Below are 19,431 nucleotides of genomic sequence, written 5' to 3' on the forward strand. Positions count from 1 at the left end.
GGGGTATGCGCCATGCGCACCGACGGTAGTAACCGGTACGACCTGTGGATTCCGCGCCCCTAGTGTCCCCTGCGAACTTCGCCCTCAGCGAGTAGACCCGCTCACGCGAGGTACGAGACTTTCTAACGTCCGGCTTGTGCCGTCTGGGGTCAGTAGCTTGCTGACCGTGCTCGAGGAGAGGCTCCGAGGCAAACAGAACGGCGCACTCCGTGGGAGGCGCCGTTTCTGTTGTGCGATGGCGGGTTACAGGAGGACGCCGCTGCTCGGGGTGCCTTCGCGAGCGATGGCGGAGTAGGCGGCGGCGAGGAGGGTGGGGTCGGGGCCTTCCAGGCGGCCGGGCTTGGCCAGACCGTCGAGGACGACGAAACGCAGCACGCCGGAGCGGGTTTTCTTGTCGGTCTGCATGGTGTCGAGGAGTTGGGGGAGGGCGTCGGCGTCGTAGGTGGTCGGCAGGCCGACGCTCTCCAGGACGGCGCGGTGGCGATCGGCGGTGGCGTCGTCGAGCCGGCCTGCGAGGCGGCCGAGCTCGGCGGCGAAGACCAAGCCGACGGAGACGGCGGCCCCGTGCCGCCAGCGGTAGCGTTCGCGGCGCTCGATCGCGTGGCCGAGGGTGTGGCCGTAGTTGAGGATCTCGCGGAGGCTGGCCTCCTTGAGATCGGCGGCGACCACGTCGGCCTTCACCTGGATCGCGCGCCGGATCAGCTCGGGCAGCACGTCACCGGTGGGGTCGAGCGCGGCCTCGGGGTCGCGTTCGACCAGTTCGAGAATCACCGGGTCGGCGATGAAGCCGGCCTTGATGATCTCGGCCATGCCCGCCACGATCTCATTGCGCGGCACGGTTTCCAGGGTGGCCAGGTCGACGAGCACGGCGGCCGGTTCGTGGAAGCAGCCGACGAGGTTCTTGCCCGCCTCGGTGTTGATGCCGGTCTTGCCGCCGACGGCCGCGTCGACCATGGCCAGCAGCGTGGTCGGCACGTGCACGATCTGCACGCCGCGCATCCAGGTGGCGGCCACGAAGCCGGCCAGATCGGTGGCGGCGCCGCCACCGAGGCTCACCACGACGTCGTTGCGGGTCAGACCGATCCGCCCGAGCACCTCCCAGCAGAAGCCGGCGACGGCGAGTTCCTTGCCTGCCTCGGCGTCCGGGATTTCGACGCGATGGGCGTCGATGCCGGTGTCGGCCAACGCCTTGCGCACCGCCTCTGCGGTCTCGGCGAGCGGCGGCTGATGGAAGATCGCCACCGACCGCACGCCTTTCGTCGCGCCGTTGACCGCCTCGACGAGCTCCCCGAGCAGCCCACGGCCGATGATCACCGGATACGGGTCCGCGGTACGAACTTCGAGACGATTCGGCTCACTCACGTCTGCTGCTCCGATTCTGTTGATGCTTCCTGGTGTTTGCGCGCGCGGACGCGAGCCCGCCGCGCCCGGGCTCGTCTGGCCCGCCCGCTCGACGACTTGCTTTGGCCTGCGTCTTCCGTGCCGTTCGCCGGTGCTGTCGCGTCGGCCTCCGCTGCGGCCGACCGGCGAGCGCGCCAGCCTCTTCCGGTCGTGCCGGTGGACTTCGCCGCGGGGGCCTCGGTTGTCACCGGGCCGTTCGCAACCGAGCCGGAGTCTGCGGCGGCCGCCGGGGCGTTCGCACCCGACGTCGTGGCGGACTCGCCACCACCTCGCCGCGTGCGCCAGCTCCGTCCCGCGTTCGTAGTGGATGTCTCCGCCGCGGCGGATGTCTCCTGCTCGCCGGATGCCTCCCGGGTGGCGGCTGCCCGGCGCGCGGCGGCACGCGCGCGTGCGCGGCGTCGGGCCCGAGATCGACTGCTGCCCTGCGGCGTTGCGGTGTCCTCGCCAGAGGCGGGGGGCAGCGCGGTCGTGGTGTCGGTGAGGTCCGGACAGTCGGCCTCCACTCCGGTGTCCGGGGTGACCGATTCGAAACCGAGTTTGGCGAGCACCATTTTGACGACGCGCCCCGGGCTGCGGCCGTCGGTACGCACCCGAACCGTGGCCACCTCGCGGTAGAGCGGGCGCCGCTTGCGCATCAGTTCGCGGTACTTGGCGGCGGGGTCGGCACCGTTGAGCAACGGTCGGTTGGTGCTCGCGCCGGTGCGCCGGAGTCCCTCGCCGACACTGATTTCCAGATAGACGACGGTGCGATTGCGCAGCAGCGCCCTGGTGTCCTTGGACAGCACGGCGCCGCCGCCGAGCGAGACGACACCGCGCTCGGCGAGGATGGCGCGGCGCACCACCCGCTCCTCGATCCGGCGGAACTCGGGCTCGCCGTCGGTGGCGAAGATCTCCGGAATGGTGCGCCCGGTCTCGCGTTCGATGCCCGCGTCGGTGTCGTAGAGCTCGACGCCGAGTTCCTTGGCGAGCTTGCGGCCGATCGTCGTTTTCCCCGCGCCCGGCGGTCCGACCAGCACCACGCGCGGTGCGCGCGGATCGGTCTGCACGATCATGGCGTGCTGGTGTCAGCGGGCGCGTTGTGCGGGCGGGCGCTGATCCGCTTGACGTAGCTGGTGATGTTCTCCAGGGTCTCGCCGAGCGAGTCGCCGCCGAACTTCTCCAGCGCGGCCTGCGCGACGACCAGCGCGACCATGGACTCGGCGACGACGCCCGCGGCGGGCACGGCGCACACGTCCGAGCGCTGGTGGATGGCGACGGCTTCCGCGCCGGTGGTCATGTCGACGGTGGCCAGGGCGCGCGGCACGGTGGAGATCGGCTTCATCGCGGCGCGCACGCGCAGTGCTTCGCCGTTGGTCATGCCGCCCTCCAGGCCGCCTGCCCGGTTCGTCGAGCGCAGCACGCCGTCGCTGCCGGGCCGCATCTCGTCGTGCGCCTGGCTGCCGCGCCGGCGCGCGGTCTCGAAACCGTCGCCGACCTCGACGCCCTTGATGGCCTGAATGCCCATGAGCGCGGCGGCGAGCCGCGAATCGAGCCGGTTCTCGCCGCTGGTGAACGAGCCGAGTCCGACCGGAAGCCCCTCGACGACCACCTCGACGACGCCACCGAGGGTGTCGCCGTCCTTCTTGGCCGCCTCGATCTCGGCGATCATCGCGGCCTCGGCGTCCTTGTCGAACGCGCGCACCGGGCTCTCGTCGATGGCGGCGAGGTCGGCGGCGGCCGGGACGACACCGGTGGTGTTCTGGGCGGTGCCGATCGAGACGACGTGCGAGATCACCTCGACGCCGAAGGCCTGCCGCAGGAAGTTTCGCGCCACGGTGCCCGCCGCGACGCGCGCCGCGGTCTCCCTGGCGCTGGCGCGCTCCAGCACGTTGCGCGCGTCGTCGAAGTCGTACTTGAGCATGCCGGAGTAGTCGGCGTGGCCGGGGCGCGGCCGGGTGAGCGGGGCGTTGCGGGCCAGTTCGGCGAGCTCGTCCGGGTCGACCGGGTCGGCGGACATGACCGTCGTCCACTTGGGCCACTCGGAGTTGGCGATCTCGATGGCGACCGGTCCGCCCATCGTGCGGCCGTGCCGGACACCGCCGACGACGGTCACCTTGTCGGCCTCGAACTTCATCCTGGCGCCGCGGCCGTACCCGAGCCTGCGGCGCGCCAACTGCGCGGAGATCTCGTCGGACGTGACCTCGACACCGGCCACCATCCCCTCGAGGATGGCGACGAGAGCGGGACCGTGGGATTCTCCGGCAGTTATCCAGCGCAACACGTGCTCCATCTTCCCATGTCGGCGCGCCTGCTCCGGCACGCGGCCCGCAGTGATGACGGGCACGTTCGGCGCACGCACCACCCCCGCACCCGGTGAGGCGTTGTCGAGCGGACCCGAGTCCCCGAGGCCCGACACCGCAATCCACCGACGTCGCGCCTGCCGCCCTGTGCGCCATTCGGCACTCGCGAGACGCCGTTGCCCGCCGCAATCCAGACTCGCGAGAGGCCGTTGCCCGCCGCAATCCAGCTCAATCGGCCGTCGTGAGATGCGGTACCCCGCCGCCCTCGGCACCGTTCGATGCCGGCGAGAAGCTTTGCCTGCCGCAGGTCGCCGCACCCGACGCTCACTGACAGCCATGCCCGCCGCGCTACGCATCGTCATCCGCCGCCGCTCGCGATGGCCAGCGCACACACCGTAGCTATGCACATGGCGGGCCCGTGCGGTACCGCGATTCCGCTGGGTCTTTCAAACCCCCGCTTGGCGATTGGGTCTGCGCGCGGCGGCACACCCGAGGGGACCGGCGAGGTCCGGCCCGACACCGATCGACCGGCGGAATCACCGATTCGGCTGGAGGGGCCGGCGGGCTCGCGGATTTGGTGGGAGGAGCCAGTGGGCTCGCGAATCTGGCGAGAGGGGCCAGTGGCGGGGCTAATTCGGCAGGAGGGGTCAGTGGCAGGGCTGATTCGGCGGGAGGAGCCGGTGGCAGGGCTGGTTCGGCGGGAGGGGCCGGTAGAAGGGCTGGTTCGGCGAGGCGGGTCTGCGGAGTGACCGACCCGGCGCAGACCGACCGCGGCAATCCCCGCGCACCCCGTGAGCAACGGTGCGGCCACCGCCGCCTGAACCCACGCTTGCCCACCACCGAGCGCCGCCGCCGCACCCAACCCGACGGCAAGCTTCACATCTCCGGCGCCGAATGCCGCGGGGAGCGCCAGATGCACCAGCAGATACGGCACCGCGAGCAGCACGGCACCCAGCACCGCGGCTGTGCATTGAGTTGTGGACAAGGCATATCCGAACACCGCGACGGCACCCCCTCCGGTCAGCGAATTCGGCAATCTGCGCTGCCGAAAATCGATGACGCTCAACACAACACACCACGCGAGGAGGGCGGCGAAGGCAACGTTCGGCATGCCGTCCACTCTCGTCCGATCGTGGCGCGTGACAACCCCGCTCGACCCGAATGTGGATAGCTTTCCGACATGTGGACAACGATCGATCCCCATCCCGTCCGGTTCGGAAATCGCCGGGTACCAACGGCATCCGCGATCGCAGGCATGATCTTCCGCACGAGGTCAGCGCACTCGCGGCAGCCGGAGCACGTGTTGTATGCGGGCGATACGGCGTTGCGGCGGTAGCGTTGAACCATGTGTGCTGATCACGTGGGCCAGGCGCCCGACTACGCCGCGCGGCGTGGCGCGCTGCGGAGCCTGCTGGTGGAGAACGGGGTCGACGCTCTGCTGGTCACCGATCTGGTGAACCTCAGATACCTGACCGGGTTCACCGGATCCAACGCGGCGCTGCTCGTGCACTCCTGGGATATGCGCAATGCCGAGGAGCGCACGGTGATCGGCACCGACGGCCGTTATCGCACCCAGGTCGCCGAGCAGGTCCCGGATCTGCGCGCCGAGATCGCCAGGGCGACCGCCCGGCGGATCATCGAGCTGGCCGGGGAGTGGCAGCTCGGCCGGGTCGGCTACGAGAGCCACATCGTCACCGTCGAGCAACATCGCGGCTTCGTCGAGCAACGCACCGGCCTGGATTTCGTCGCCACGCCCGGCCTGGTCGAGCAGCTGCGCATGGTGAAGGACGCCTACGAGGTGGCCCAACTCCGCGCGGCCTGCGCGGTGGGCGACGCCGGGCTGGCCACGCTGCTGGAGCGCGGCCTGCTGCGCCCCGGCCGCACCGAACGGCAGGTCGCCAGGGACCTGGAGTGGGCCATGTACGAGCACGGCGCCGACGCGGTGTCGTTCGAGACCATCGTCGCGACCGGCGTGAACTCGGCTGTCCCGCATCATCGGCCGACCGAGGCGGTGCTGGCCGCCGGTGATTTCGTCAAACTCGACTTCGGCGCGACGGTCGGCGGCTACCACTCGGACATGACCCGCACCTTCGTGCTCGGCGCTCCCAGCGATTGGCAACGCGAGGTGTACGAGCTGGTCGAGGCCGCGCAGCGGGCGGGGCGCGAAGCACTGCGCCCTGGCGCGAAGGTCGCCGACGTGGACGCGGCCTCGCGCGCGGTGATCGAGGCGGCCGGACACGGCAAGCTGTTCGTGCACGGCCTCGGGCACGGGGTGGGATTGCAGATCCACGAAGCGCCGGGCATCGCGAAAAACGGAACCGGTACACTTCTTGCTGGCGTGGCGGTGACCGTCGAACCCGGTGTGTACTTTCCCGGCCGCGGCGGGGTCCGGATCGAGGACACGCTCGTGGTGCGCGAAGGGGGCCCGGAGTTGCTCACCAACACCAGCAAAGACCTGACCGTCGTCGATTGACGTCGGTCGACCACCATGTTGTTTACGAATGAGGAGATCCGAGGACAGTGGCGGACACCAGCGACTTCAAGAACGGCCTTGTGCTGAAGATCGACGGTCAGCTCCAGCAGATCGTCGAATTCCAGCACGTCAAGCCGGGCAAGGGTCCCGCCTTCGTGCGGACCAAGCTGAAGAACGTGCTGTCCGGCAAGGTCGTCGACAAGACCTTCAACGCGGGCGTCAAGGTGGAGACGGCGACGGTAGACCGCCGCGACATGACCTACCTGTACCACGACGGTTCGGACTACGTCTTCATGGACGGCGACACCTTCGACCAGATCTCCATCGCCGAGGCGACCATCGGCCCCGGTGCGCGCTTCCTGCTGGAGAACATGACCGTGCAGGTCGCCACGCACGAGGGTGCGCCGCTGTATGTCGAGCTTCCGGTCACCGTCGAGCTCGAGGTCCAGCACACCGACATCGGCCTGCAGGGCGACCGCTCCACCGGCGGCACCAAGCCCGCCACGCTGGAGACCGGCGCCGAGGTGCAGGTCCCGCTGTTCATCAACACCGGCGACAAGCTGCGCATCGACTCGCGTGATGGCAGCTACCTCGGCCGAGTCAACGCCTGATCGCCCGCCGGCGTCAGGATAATGGTGACTGTGGCTGAACAGCCGTTAGACAAAAAGTCGTTCAAGAAGCTCGGCACGCGGCACAAAGCCCGCCGCCGGGCCGTTGATCTGCTCTTCGAGGCAGAGGCACGCGACGTGGACCCGGCCGACCTGCTCGACGAGCGGGTCGAGCTGTCCGCCCGCGACCAGGCGGTCGCGCCGGTGCACGCCTACACGCACACGCTGGTCGAGGGCGTCGCCGACGACCTCGACCGGGTGGACGGCACCATCGAGTCCTACCTCAAGGACTGGGAGCTGTCCCGGCTGCCCGCCGTCGACCGCGCCATCCTGCGGATCGCGGTGTGGGAGTTGTTCCACGCCAACGATGTTCCGCCGGTCGTCGCGGTGGACGAGGCGGTCGAGCTGGCCAAGGAGCTGTCCACCGACGACTCGCCGTCGTTCGTGAACGGTGTGCTCGGCCAGGTCGTGCTGGTCGCGCCGCAGGTGCGTGCCGCGGCCGCCGCAACCCGTGCTCCGCGCCCCGAGGCCGAGGCGTGAAGAAGTACCTGGTCCTGGCGATGCGCACGCCGCGCTTCGACCCGGCCGTGATCGAGCCGCACAAGCTCTTCCTGAAGCAGCTGAGCGAGCGCGGTCACCTGGTGGAGAGCGCCCGCTTCACCGACGGCACCGGCGGGGCGTACTTCGTCACCGCCGAAAGCCTCGACGCCGCAAAGGAACTCGCGTTCGCCGACCCGGTGCACACCACCGGCTCATCGACGGTGACCGTCCACGAGTGGGAACCAACCACCCCCAACTGACGCCCCAGCCGCACACCTTCTGGCTGAACGCCTATCGAGTCGCTTGCGATTCGCTATGCGTTGCCATCGGAGAAGGGTGCGGCTGTCGCATTTCGGGTGCCGCTCCGACGGGCGTGCACGTTCCGGTGAGCCCCTTGCACTCCCGCCGGGGGTGTACGGGACCGGCGGGAGTGGGATGCCGAGGCATCCGGGCCTGCTGTCGCCGAGGGGAGGCTCGACGACCGGTTCCCATCCTGTTTCCTCAACCGCACTCGAGGTCAAGGGGGTCGGATGTGGGCTGGAGCACTCTCCGTCGGCAGCCGGCCGCAGTCCGCCGCGCGCGCAACGCTTTCGAGCGGACTCGCGCCCGCGTGAGCGTGCGCCTGCCGAGCCGTCGGCGCGCACCACTTCCGCTTTCCTTCGCGGCGGGTCGACGGCTACCTCTATCCTGGGGGGAATAGAGGGGAGGGCCGCATGGCGCGGTTGCTGATCTGGTTGCGTAACAACGTCGACGGTGTGGTCGCGTTGGTGCTCGCCGTGGTGGTCGGCCTGCTCGCGGTTCTCGACGTGATCAGCGTGGACAACGTCAACGCGGCGGTGCTGCTGGTGCTCGCGTTGCTGGCGACCACCCTGCTGCGCGATCGGCACCTGTCGGCTCAGGCTGTGCGCGACGCGAATTCGGTGCAGCTGCTCTACGGCCCGGAGATCGGGCACGCGCACACGCTCGCCAGGCGCGGCACCGAGCAGTGGATCTTCAAGGGCGGCACCGGAACCTACATCCGCGCGGTGACGCTGCGCGAGTGCGTGGAGAACGCGCGGCGCGAACAACGCCCGCTGCGTGTGCAATTGGAGATTCTGGACCCGACCAACGAAGCGCTGTGCAAGACCTACGCCCAGTTCCGTTCGTCGTTGTCGCCCGAGGCCGATCGCACCGGCGAGTCGTGGACCACCGAACGCACCCGCAAGGAGGCCTTCGCCACCGTGCTGGCCGCCTGCTGGTACCGGCAGCGGTTCACCTTCTTGACCATCGACGTCGGACTGTCGACGGTGATGACGACGTTCCGCTGGGATCTGTCATCGAGCTGCGTGATCGTCACCCAGGACAATCCGAACACGCCCGCGCTGATGTTCGAGCGGGACAAACCGTATTACCGCGATTTCAACCGCGAACTGGTCGCCAGCTTCAAGCAGACCAAGCAGGTCCCGCTGAGCCGCAGCGAGGAATTGCCGCTGTCCGACGAGCCGACTGTCGACCAGGTCCGCAATCTGTTCCAGTTACTCTCGATGGAACTTCCGGCCGCTTTCACCGATCGCGACGTCGCCGACATCGTGCGTCGCGCGCTCCAGCCGAGGAACCCGTATTAGTGAACGAATATGCCCGCGTCCGCACGTTGATCGGTTCCGATGCCACCGGCGCCGCGGTGCGCCGCTGGGCCCGCGACGTGCTCGCGGGTGTCGTCGACGGTAGTTCGGATCTGGTCGCGGTCCGGCATCCGTTGGGGTTCTTGTGTTTTCCGGCGTGGCGCGGCGGCGGTCTCGGCATCTGCGTGCACGTCTGGACCGAAGGGGTGCACGACGACTCGACCACCTCCAAGGTGCACGCGCACAGCTGGGACCTGCTCAGCACCGTGCTGTACGGCACCGTCGGCAATGAGATCATCGAAATCATCGGTGCGCCGGCCCGGCCAACGCATCGCCTGTTCCAGATTCAGAGCACCGCCGACGGCGACCTGGTGCGGGCGACCCAGCGGCTGGTCAGCTACCGGACCCGTTCCCGCGAATACTTCCATACGGGCGAGGTATACACCCTTCCGAACGGTGCGTTCCACGTGTCCGATGTGCACGGCGAGGCGGCGACGGTCGTGCTCGGCGAGGACAATCGCGACCGGCCGGACCTGTCGCTCGGTACGATCGCTACCAGCGACCACTGGGTGCACCGGACGCTGTGCACCCCGGCCGAGACCCGGCGCGCGGCGCACACCGTGCTGGCCCACCTGCGGGATCAGCCGCTACGGAAGCAATTGGAGAACCGATGCGAGCGGGCGACGTAATGAACCAGGTACTCCCGGACACCCTGCTCGACGTCGCGGCCGAGGTGGCCGTCGCGGCGGCGGTCGAGGCGGGCCACGCGATCCGGGCCGGGCTGCTCGGCGCGCTCACCGTGCACACCAAGGACGCGACCGGCGACGTGGTCACCGACCTGGATCTACGTGCGGAGCAGATCATCCTGGGCCGTCTCCGCCGCGCCTTTCCCGACCATCGCATCCTTGCCGAGGAGTCCGGCGTTCTTGACAGCGCCGACGACGCCTGGTGCTGGGTCGTCGACCCGCTGGACGGCACCAACAACATCACCATCGGCCTGCCGGTCTGCACGGTCGGGATCGCGCTGTGCCACAACGGAACACCGGTGCTCGGGGTGGTGCACGAGCCGATCGCCGACCACACCTGGACCGCCGTGCGCGGCCGCGGCGCCTTCGGCCCGAACGGCCCGCTGTGGCATCCGGCGCACCGTCCCGCGGCCGCCCCCGTGCTCGCGTGGCTCCAGGGCTACCCGGTCACCCGCGCCGACCCGACCGCCCGCGCCTTGCGCCTCACTTTGGAGTCGGCTTCGCGCCGCCTGATCCAGCTCTGGTCCCCGCTGCTGTGCTGGGTCATGCTGAGCAACGGTGACATCGACGGTTTCGTCGGCTACCGCGCGGGCCTCGTCGACCTCCCCGCCGGCGCGCTGCTCGCCCGCGAATCCGGCATGCACCTCACGGACTTCGACGGCATCACCCTCGACGAGCGTCTCGAATTGCCCGTCGGCGAGGTGGATTTCATCGCGGGCAGCGCCGAGATGATCCCCGAACTGACGCTGCTGGTGAAGTCCGCAGCGGAGGTCACCGTCACCGGCCTACCCGACTGACCACGCCTATCCGAAGACGAGCAGTGCCGCGACCGCGCCGGTGGTGCCGACGACGGCGAGCCCGAGTCCGGTCAGCACGAAGCGCAGCATGGGGACCCGAACGTTGTGCGTGCGACAGAATTCCAGGCAGAGCAGCGTCGCCAGGGATGCCCACGGGGTGACGATCGGGCCGATATTGGTGCCGATGAGCAAGGCCAGCAGTTGATTGTGGTTCTCCGGCGGCACGACCGCCTCGCCCGCGGTGTAGGCGGGCAGATTATTGGCGATGTTCGACAGCGTCGCGCCCGCGCCCGCCGCCCGGAAGGCCCCGGCCGCGCCCGAGTCGGACCCGATCAACATGTGCATCAGATCGGACAGGCCGAGGCGCCCGAGGGTGGGCACCACCAGAAACAGCCCGACGACGAAAACCAGTAGCCGCCAAGGGAACAGCGCCCAGCGCAGCGACGAGCGGTCGAAGACGGCGAAGGCGAGCACCGCGATGGCGGCCGCGATGGTCGCGGCGATGCCGATGCGATGGCCGACGAACGGGATAGCGACGATGAACAGCAGGCAGGCGCCCGCCGTGGTGTACATCAACACCCGTTCCTTCGCGTTCGCCGGGCGGACCGGCTCGGGCGGCAGGTAGCGGTCGTTGTCGCGGCGTCCGCGCCGCCAGTACCACACCCAGAGGCACAGCATCGTCGCGGCGAGCGAAACCAGCTGGGGCGCCCACATTTTCGTGGCGAACTCGGTCGCCGTCAGCGCGACCCGGTCGGCGGCGAGCAGATTGGTCAGATTGGAGACCGGCAGCAGCAGGCTGGCCGTGTTGGCGAGCCAGATGGTGGTCATGGCCAGTGGGAGCGGTGGGATGCGCGCCGGCGCGGCCAGCGCGAGCATGACCGGGGTGATCAGCACGGCCGTCGTATCGAGGTTCAGCAGCGTCGTGGTGGCCGCGGCGAACAGCACGCACAGCACGAACAGCGCCGGATAGTAGCCCCGCCCGAGAATGGCCAGCCGGTGCGCGATCACGTCGAACACCTTGGCCTGGCGGGTGAGTTCGGCCAGCACGATCACGCTGCCGAGAAACAGCAGCAGCGGGCCGATCCTGCGCATGTTGTCCGCGGCCTCCTCGCGCGGCAGCAGCCCGGTGAGCACGCACAACAGCCCGGCGAGCAGCAGCCCGACCCGGACCCAGTCCAGCATGCTCAGACCCCAGTGCAGGCGTTCGGCCGACGCCGTGGCGTTCGCCGGAGGGTTCCGTTCGGAGGAGTCGACCTGTTCGGGCACAACTGCCATGCTATTGGCCTGGGCCATACTGGGTGCGTGACACAGCAGGGTGGGCGGGCGCGGGACTTCTTCATCAGCTATTCCCCGGCGGACGAACGGTGGGCGACCTGGCTGGCCTGGCAGTTGGAGAGCGCCGGATATCGCACCCTGATCCAGGCCTGGGACTTCGTGCCCGGCACCAACTTCATCGACTTCATGGACCGCGGCGTGCGCGACTCGACCGTCGTGCTCGCGGTGCTCTCCGAGAACTACCTCCAATCGCGGTACGGGACAATGGAATGGCAGGCCGCGTTCCGCACCGACCCCGGCAAGCTGCTGCCGATCCGCGTCGCCGACTGCGTGCTGGAGGGGCTGCTCGCCACCATCACCTACATCGACCTGGTGGATGTGCCGACCGACGAGCAGGCCCGTCGCATTCTGCTGGAGCGGGTGCGGCACCTGCTCGCCGGCCGCGGCAAACCGCACGTCGAGCCCCGCTTCCCGAACGAGCTCGGTGTCGGCGCGCTACCGGACCGCTACGGCGAGGAGGACCCGGCAGGCACCGTCGAGTCCCCGATGAGCAGGCGCACTCCCGTTGCGGCCCCGGCCTTTCCGGGCGGCATGCACCGCGACGAGCACCGTGCCGGAGTAAGCGTGCTGCACGTGGCGGGTCCCCGCTTCGGCCGCGGCCTGTTCGCCTCCGACGAGCCGAGCACCGCCCGCGAACTCCAGTCGCGCATCTACGCGAACGTCACCCAGCTGGTCGGCCAGGGTGTGCCGAAACCGGACCTGATCGTGGTGACCGGCGATGTGACCGAATCCGGCCGCCCGCGCGAGGTCGACGAGGCCCTCACCTTCCTGACCGGGTTGCGGGTGCTGCTCGGACTCGAACCGGACCGGCTGATCGTGGTGCCGGGCAATCACGATGTCTCCAAGGTGGCCTGCCACGCCTACTTTCTGAACTGCGAAGCGCGCGACCGCAAACCGCAGCCGCCGTACTTTCCGAAACTCGAGCAGTACGCCCGGTTGTTCGCCGAGCTGTATCAGGGCCTGGACCATCTGGTGTTCGACGTCGGCCAGCCGTGGACGCTGTTCCCGATTCCCGAATTACGGGTGGTGGTCGCCGGTTTGAACTCGACCATGGCCGCGACCCACCTGCCCGACGACGACTACGGGAGCATCGGCGAACCCCAGGCGGCCTGGTTCGCCGAGCGCCTGCGGCAGTTCGAGGAGAGCGGCTGGCTGCGTCTCGGCGTGGTCCGGCACGACCCGCTGCCCGGCCCGGCCGCCTCGCCGCGCGATCCCGCACTGCTGCGCGACGCGGACACCTTGTCGCGGCTGCTCGGCGGCCGGCTGAACCTGCTGCTGCACGGCCCCGGTCCTGGTGGGCCACACCTGGATCGGCTGGGCGGCACGCTGCCCGTCATTCCCTCGGCCGCGGCGGGCCGCGACGAGATCATCCTGCTGACGCACGACGGCCTGGCCCGTTTCTCCGCGACCGCAAGCGATCCAGCGCAACCCACCGCTCGCTTGGCCGAGCCATGGACGAATGCCGTTGCGGCCCTGGCCTCGGACACACCGGCAGAGCTCACCGGCCCGGATGAGCTCACCGAGCCCGCCGCCCAGGACGCCCCTGCCGTGGTCGATCCGCACGGTCGGCTGCTGGAGCGGGTGATCGAGGTCTGCGAAACCCGGTATCCGGAGGCCAAGATCCGCCGCGTCGAGACCGACCCGCCGCACCTGCTGCTCACTCATCAGCGCGACGAGGTCACCGCGCAGTGGCGCGTCGGCGTGCACGTCGGCGACATGACCAGGCGGGTGGTCGAGGAATTCCTCGGCCACGACCCGGAATACGGCTCCGAACTCGTCTATCGCGGTGCCCCGCCGCCGCGTTCGCTGCGCGACGAAGCCGCCAGCCATGGCCTCCGGGTGCGCAGTTTCACCGAATTCCAGGGCCTGCTGGACCTGGACGAGTACCTGGCCAAGCAGGTGGAGCGGTTGCGCACCGACCGCCGCTACCCGCCGGATCTTTATGTGCCGCAACGGTTCCGGCTGCTCGAACACGGCGAGCAACCGGTGCACGATGATCTCGTCGCCGAACTGCTGCGCCTGGTCGCCGTCGATCATGGCCGATTCGTCCTGGTGCTCGGCGATTTCGGCCGCGGCAAGACCTTCGCGCTGCACGAGGTGGCCCGTCGCATCACCGAGACCATGCCCGCGCTGATCCCGATCCTGATCGACCTGCGCACCCTCGACAAAACGCATTCGGTGGACGCGCTGGTCGCCGCGCACCTGGCCAATCACGGCGAGGACCGGATCGATCTGAAAGCGTTGCGTTATATGCTCCGTGAGGGCCGGGTGGTGCTGCTGTTCGACGGCTTCGACGAACTCGTCACCCGGATCAGCTACGAGTTCGCCGCCGACCATCTGGAGACCCTGCTGCAAGCCGCGGTGGGCAAGGCGAAGATCATTGTGGCGAGCCGCACGCAGCACTTCGAGTCCCGTGCGCAGGTGCTGACCGCGCTGGGGGAGCGGGTCGGGCTGCTGCAGGACCGGCAGATCCTCGACATCGAGGAGTTCGCGCCCGCGCAGGTGCACGCCTTCCTCACCAACCGCTACGGCGGCGACGTGCAGCGCGCCGACGCCAGGATGCGGCTGATCACCGGCATCCAGGACCTGCTCGGCCTGGCCCAGAACCCGCGCATGCTCAGCTTCATCGCCGATCTGGACGAACGGCGACTGCGGGCCGCGGCGGGCGCACAGCAGACGGTCGGCGCGGCCGGACTGTATCGGGAGATCCTCGAATCCTGGTTGTCCTACGAGGCCGATCGCACCGCCGCGACCGCGGGCTCGCTGCCCGGCCTCGGCCTGCACGAACTGTGGCTCGCCGTCACCGAATTCGCGTTGCGCATCTGGGAGACCGGCGAACCGTATCTGCGGTTGTCCGAATTGACCGAGGTGGCACAGCATCTGGTGGAGATGACCGGCGCGAACCGGATGTCGGTGCAGCAATCGACGCACGCCATCGGGTCCGGCAGCCTGCTGGTGCGGACCGAGGACAATCTGTTCGGCTTCATCCACTCGTCGGTGCCGGAGTGGCTGGTCGCCAACCACATCGCCGAACAGTTCGCCGCGGGCGTAGCCGCCCCGCCGCAGCTCGCGCACGCGCCGCTGTCCCAGCTGTCCATCGACTTCCTGTGCGATCTGGCCGATATCCGGTTCGCGCGCACCTGGGCCGACGGCGTGCTCGACGATCCGGCCGCCGACGAGGTGTCCCGCACCAACGCGATCCGGTTGACCACCCGGCTGCGGACCGCGCCAACCGCCGACCTGCGCGGCGCGGTGCTGGCCGGCGAGGACCTGTCCTACCGCGACATGCAGCAGGTCGACCTGACCGGCGCGGATCTGTCCGGCGCCCGGTTGGTCGGGGTGAACCTGGACCGGGCCATCCTGCGCGGTGCCCGGCTGGTCGGCGCCCGCCTGGACGAGGCGAGCCTGGTCGGCGCCGACCTCACCGACGCCGATCTCACCAGGGCGCGGCTGGCCCGCACGGACCTGACCGGATCTCGCGCGAACGGCAGTCGCTGGAACCGCGCGGCGCTGCTCGATGTCGTCGGCACCCCGGCGGGCACCGAGCTGCGCGGCGCCGCCCTGGTGCCGGGCTCGGAGGCCAGGACCGAATTCGCCCCCGCGGCCATCGGTGTCCGGCACGGATTCCATGCCAGGCACGGCCGGTTGCCGCAGCCGGTCGCCTACAGCCCGGACGGCGGTACCCTGGCCATCGGCAGCGATGACGGCGGCGTGCTGATCTGCGACTCCGAGACCGGGCTGCCGTTGCGCACGTTGCAGGGGCATCGCAATCGCTCGTTCGCCGTCGCCTACACCGACGCGGTACTGATCAGCGGGTCCAGCGACGGCACCGTCGGGCTCTGGGACGTGACGACCGGGGAGCTGCGCCGAACCCTGCACGGCCACAGCCAATGGCCGTGGCCGGTCATGCTGAGCCGGGCGGGTGATCTGCTGGCAACCGGCGACGCCGAGGGCATGCTGCGGCTGTGGTCGCTGCCCGGCGGTGACCTGCGGCACGAGTGCGTTCCCGCGGACGGTAGCCGAGAGCTGATCTACAGCTTGGCTTTTCACGACGGGGTGGTCGCCGCCGCATACCGCGACGGGGTGGTCCGGCTCTGGGATGCCGAGACCGGACGGGAGCGCGGCACCTTCGTCGGCGCGCCGGGTTCGGTATTCCGGGTCGCCTTCAATCCGGCGGGCGATCTGCTCGCGGTCGGCGATGTCCGTGGCCTGGTCGCGCTCTGGGACCCGGTGCGCTGCACCTTGATTCGTGAGCTGCCCGGCCACACCGGACGGGTGTACACGTTGGCCTTTCATCCTCGGTTGCCATTGCTGGCCAGCGGGGATACCGATGGGGGACTGCGCATCTGGGACGTCGAGACCGGAGAGGTGCGGCACGCGCCGTCTGATCACAACGCGGCCATCTACTGGGTGGTCTTCGATCCGACCGGCGACCTGCTCGCCGCCGGGGACAGCGCGGGCCTGCTCACGCTGCGCGACAGCGCGACCGCCGAACTACGGCACCGGATCACCGCGCACACCGGCTCGATCTGGCCGTTCGCCTTCCGGCCGGACGGCGGGCAGCTCGCGGTCACCGACGACCAATTCACCACGCGGCTCTGGGATCCCGTGACCGGTGGGTCGAGGCACGTGCTGACCGGGCACGGCAGGCAGGTCAGGTCGGTGACGTTCAACGCGGACGGCACGCTGCTCGCGGCAGGCGGCAACGACGGCGTGGTGCGGTTGTGGGATCCGGTGTCGGCCAAGCAGATCCGGCGCCTGGTCGGCAGCGAGGACCGGCTGATCACCTTCGAAACGGCGCTGTTCAGTCCGGTGCAGCCGCAGCAGCTCGGGGTGGTCGGCAACGACGGGCGGTTGAGCCTGCTCAATCTCGACACCGGCCAGTTCCAGCGGCACATCAATGTCGAGGCCGCGCCGGTCTGGGCGATCGCCTTCGACCCCACCGATCAGTACGTGGCCACCGCGAACGACGACGACACGGTGATCATCTGGTCGCGGACCACCGGCGCGCTACACATGGTGTGCTCGCAGCACCACGGGCGGGTGCGGTCCATCGCCTTCGACGCCGAGGGCGCCACCATGGCGACCGGCTGCGACGACGCGGTGGTGCGGCTGTGGGACGTCGAATCCGGCAGGCTGCTGCGCGAGTTGCACGGGCACCGCGATCGGGTCTACGCGGTGGTCCTGCACGGTGATCGCGTGGCCAGCGTCTCGTGGGACAAGACGGTGCGCATCTGGGATGCCGACTCCGGGGCCTGCCTGCACGAGCTCACCCGGCACACCGGCCGGGTGTGGGCGGCCGCGGTCGACCCGCAGAGCGGCATCCTGGCCACCGGTGGTGAAGATCTGGTGGTTCGCCTGTGGGACATGGCAACCGGGCGCCATCTGCACACCATGGAGGGGCACAAGCGGCAGGTGTGGTCGCTGGCCTTTCATCCGTCCGGGCGGCTGCTGGCCAGCGGGGGCGACGACGGCAACACGATTCTGTGGACCGTGCCGGGCGGCGACTACCCGGACCCGGAGACATCGCCGACCATTCGCGCGGAACTGCTCGGGCTGTCCGAGGGCTGGGCGGCGCTCGCCCCGGACGGGCGGTACAAGTTCGAAGGCAATACCGCGGGTCAGTTCTGGTATGTGATCGGCATGGCGCGGTTCGAATCGGGCGAGCTGGATCCGTATCTTCCCGAGGTCGGGCAGATACCGTTGGACGCGCCGTTCTGAGTGTTCGCCGTTCCGAGTGTTATCGGCTAGGCGACGCCGCGCGCCAGGTTGTCCCCGGCGCCGCGCAGGAACGGATTGCTGTCGCGCAGTGCCTTTTCGATGATCACCTGGACGTCGGCGTCGTCGTAGTCGTCGGGGATGTCCAGACCGAGGACCTCGAACAGCGTCCGTACCTCCGCGACGGTCGGCTCCTGATCGAGCGGAACCCGGGGCGCCCGTTCGATGGGCACGCGGCGGCATTCGTGGAAGCTGGTCTGCAACTCGGTCCGCCACGAGTCGTAATAGGGCTGGCCGCGTTGCACGATCATCGCCGGAAAACGCGGCCCGCGTTGGGTGACGATCAGATAGCGCGAGGACATGTCCCAGCGAAACATCGACACACTCGAGGTGAGCGCGATCTCGATGTCGAGGAATTGGCGCAGCCGCTGTTTGTACCAGCAGACCGCGAGAATCGTTGCGTACAACTCGATTTGCGTGCCCTTGCCGGTCCAGGTGAGCGCGTCGTCGTTCTCGCCTTCGGCCAGCGTCCGATACAGCGCCGCATAGCGTTGGCAGACATCGAGATCCGTGGGATCGAGAATCTCGATGCGCGCGTGGAAATCCCGGCCGTCGTGATGGGCCTGTTTGAGGCAGTCCGGCAGCGTCACCACGCGGGTGTGCGCGCCGGTGCCGCCCTTGAACGTCCAGCGTTCGGTGCCTTGCCGCGCCTTGGCAAGGGCCTCCGAGACCTCGGCGCCGACGGCGAAGCGCACGGCGGCCAGGTCGTCGAGCGTGCGCTGGGTGCGTTCCAGCACGCCTTCGACGGGTGTCAGCGTGGCGACCCGATCATGGAGATCGCGCAGCGTGCCCGCGACCTCGGTGATCGTCTGCCGGATCTCCGTGTTCACCGATTCCTGACGCCACCGGTCCCGCAGCATCGCATAGGCGACCACACCGAGCGTGAGCGGAATGACCTTGCTGACCAGATCGGTGGGGATCACGTCGACGAGGCCCAACACGCTCATGGTCACGGCTAGCGCCACCGCGACCACGCTTTCCGCATTGGATTTGATCCACTCGAGATCGGTTCGCAGCTGCGCTGAAAAACGCCCCATCTGCGCTCTCTTTCCACCCCGCGGGCCCCGACAGACGACCTCAGCGTAATCGTCTGCCAGTCGCTGTGCCCGGTGATTCGTGCAGCGGCACAACGGATAAACCCGACGGACCAGTCCTGTTGCGCCCTGCGCACCGGGGCAGCTCAGACAGAGAGATAGAGTTGGCGTTGCATCATCGCAACAGTGAGGAGATCGGACATGGCCGACACGAACGCAACGGCGGCGGCCGAGCTGGCGGCACTGCGCGCTCATCGCTGCACCCCCGAGCAGGCCTCGGCGTTCTTCGACCGCCTGCCCGCTGTGCCGTTTACCGAGATCACCACCGGACGCTGGCGGGGCGACGAACTGGACACCGGGCATCCGTTCGCCGGTGTGCTTGTCGCTTCGGGGTGGTACGGCAAGCAGTTCGATGACGCGGATACCGTGCATCCGCTGCTGTTCGCCGCCGACGGCGTGGTCTTTCCGGTGGATCCACGGCGGGTGCCGCTCGGGCTCGCGGGGCGCGTGCCGATGGCGGGTGTGCGGGCAGGCCGGAAGATGCTCGGCTACCTTCGGTTCGCGTTCCAAACGCACCGGCCGACAGCGCGTCTGCGGAATGTGGCGTATCGCGGTGTGCTCAGTGCGGCGATGATCTACGACCACCTGCCGATCATTGATCACTTCCGGCGGGTCGACGCGCACACGCTGCTCGGCGTGATGGATATGCGCGGGTTGGCCGAGCCGTACTTCTTCATCCTGCGGCAGGAAGCCACGCCCTGACAATGAGTTTCGATCCGCGACAGCGCATCTCGGCCCGCCTGGCAGCAGCAGCCAGTAGCATTTTCGGTACAGGCGAT

General features: G+C 69.1%; 14 protein-coding genes and 1 pseudogene. 9 read left to right on the forward strand and 6 right to left on the reverse strand.

Annotated elements, in window-relative coordinates; translation table 11 throughout:
* Positions 1 to 243: 243 nt before the first annotated feature.
* The 4 genes and pseudogenes from aroB to ACIHA7_RS20615 all read right to left on the reverse strand — a co-directional run bounded on the left by aroB (position 244) and on the right by ACIHA7_RS20615 (position 4,884).
* Positions 244 to 1,362 carry a 3-dehydroquinate synthase gene (aroB, locus tag ACIHA7_RS20600; protein WP_397291683.1) on the reverse strand — a complete coding sequence of 373 codons (1,119 nt, stop codon included), beginning with the start codon at positions 1,360 to 1,362 and terminating at the stop codon, positions 244 to 246.
* 572 nt (positions 1,363 to 1,934) lie between these two features.
* Positions 1,935 to 2,453: pseudogene (locus ACIHA7_RS20605) on the reverse strand (shikimate kinase); the annotation flags it as partial.
* Complete coding sequence (aroC, locus tag ACIHA7_RS20610) at positions 2,450 to 3,661, reverse strand: chorismate synthase (protein ID WP_397293109.1); 1,212 nt, start codon at positions 3,659 to 3,661, stop codon at positions 2,450 to 2,452. The pseudogene ACIHA7_RS20605 and the gene aroC, both read right to left, overlap by 4 nt.
* A gap of 377 nt (positions 3,662 to 4,038) precedes the next feature.
* Positions 4,039 to 4,884, reverse strand: coding sequence for a prepilin peptidase (locus ACIHA7_RS20615; protein WP_397291686.1), 846 nt, complete (start codon positions 4,882 to 4,884; stop codon positions 4,039 to 4,041).
* Between the two features lie 141 nt (positions 4,885 to 5,025).
* Here ACIHA7_RS20615 and ACIHA7_RS20620 point away from each other — a divergent pair, with 141 nt between their 5' ends.
* From ACIHA7_RS20620 to ACIHA7_RS20650, 7 genes are all read left to right on the forward strand, one after another.
* Complete coding sequence (locus tag ACIHA7_RS20620; RefSeq protein WP_397291688.1) at positions 5,026 to 6,153, forward strand: M24 family metallopeptidase; 1,128 nt, start codon at positions 5,026 to 5,028, stop codon at positions 6,151 to 6,153.
* 47 nt (positions 6,154 to 6,200) lie between these two features.
* Positions 6,201 to 6,764, forward strand: a complete 564-nt coding sequence (gene efp, locus ACIHA7_RS20625) for an elongation factor P (RefSeq protein ID WP_135232061.1) — start codon at positions 6,201 to 6,203, stop codon at positions 6,762 to 6,764.
* A gap of 30 nt (positions 6,765 to 6,794) precedes the next feature.
* Positions 6,795 to 7,301, forward strand: a complete 507-nt coding sequence (gene nusB / locus ACIHA7_RS20630) for a transcription antitermination factor NusB (protein WP_397291690.1) — start codon at positions 6,795 to 6,797, stop codon at positions 7,299 to 7,301.
* Entirely contained in the window at positions 7,298 to 7,561 is a 264-nt protein-coding gene (locus ACIHA7_RS20635; RefSeq protein ID WP_397291694.1) for a YciI family protein, read from the forward strand. The genes nusB and ACIHA7_RS20635 overlap by 4 nt, the downstream gene beginning before the upstream one ends.
* Positions 7,562 to 8,014: 453 nt before the next feature.
* Positions 8,015 to 8,905, forward strand: coding sequence for a hypothetical protein (locus tag ACIHA7_RS20640; protein WP_397291697.1), 891 nt, complete (start codon positions 8,015 to 8,017; stop codon positions 8,903 to 8,905).
* Positions 8,905 to 9,591, forward strand: coding sequence for a hypothetical protein (locus tag ACIHA7_RS20645; RefSeq protein WP_397291701.1), 687 nt, complete (start codon positions 8,905 to 8,907; stop codon positions 9,589 to 9,591). Before ACIHA7_RS20640 ends, ACIHA7_RS20645 begins: the two co-directional genes overlap by 1 nt.
* Positions 9,591 to 10,445 (forward strand): inositol monophosphatase family protein, encoded by an 855-nt coding sequence (locus tag ACIHA7_RS20650; RefSeq protein ID WP_397291705.1) that lies wholly within the window; start codon positions 9,591 to 9,593, stop codon positions 10,443 to 10,445. Before ACIHA7_RS20645 ends, ACIHA7_RS20650 begins: the two co-directional genes overlap by 1 nt.
* Positions 10,446 to 10,451: 6 nt before the next feature.
* Here the strand turns inward: ACIHA7_RS20650 and ACIHA7_RS20655 are convergent, their stop codons facing one another.
* Complete coding sequence (locus tag ACIHA7_RS20655) at positions 10,452 to 11,720, reverse strand: SLC13 family permease (RefSeq protein ID WP_397291708.1); 1,269 nt, start codon at positions 11,718 to 11,720, stop codon at positions 10,452 to 10,454.
* 27 nt (positions 11,721 to 11,747) lie between these two features.
* Here ACIHA7_RS20655 and ACIHA7_RS20660 point away from each other — a divergent pair, with 27 nt between their 5' ends.
* Entirely contained in the window at positions 11,748 to 17,501 is a 5,754-nt protein-coding gene (locus ACIHA7_RS20660) for a TIR domain-containing protein (protein WP_397291713.1), read from the forward strand.
* 26 nt (positions 17,502 to 17,527) lie between these two features.
* Here ACIHA7_RS20660 and ACIHA7_RS20665 read toward each other — a convergent pair whose 3' ends face one another.
* Entirely contained in the window at positions 17,528 to 18,595 is a 1,068-nt protein-coding gene (locus ACIHA7_RS20665) for a hypothetical protein (protein ID WP_397291716.1), read from the reverse strand.
* A gap of 198 nt (positions 18,596 to 18,793) precedes the next feature.
* On the opposite strand from ACIHA7_RS20665, the gene ACIHA7_RS20670 reads away from it, so the two are divergent.
* A complete protein-coding gene (locus ACIHA7_RS20670) occupies positions 18,794 to 19,354 on the forward strand; it encodes a DUF4334 domain-containing protein (protein ID WP_397291720.1) in 561 nt (186 codons plus the stop codon).
* The last annotated feature ends 77 nt before the right edge of the window (positions 19,355 to 19,431 follow it).

This window comes from Nocardia sp. NPDC052316 (assembly GCF_044547795.1).
Lineage (GTDB): Bacteria > Actinomycetota > Actinomycetes > Mycobacteriales > Mycobacteriaceae > Nocardia.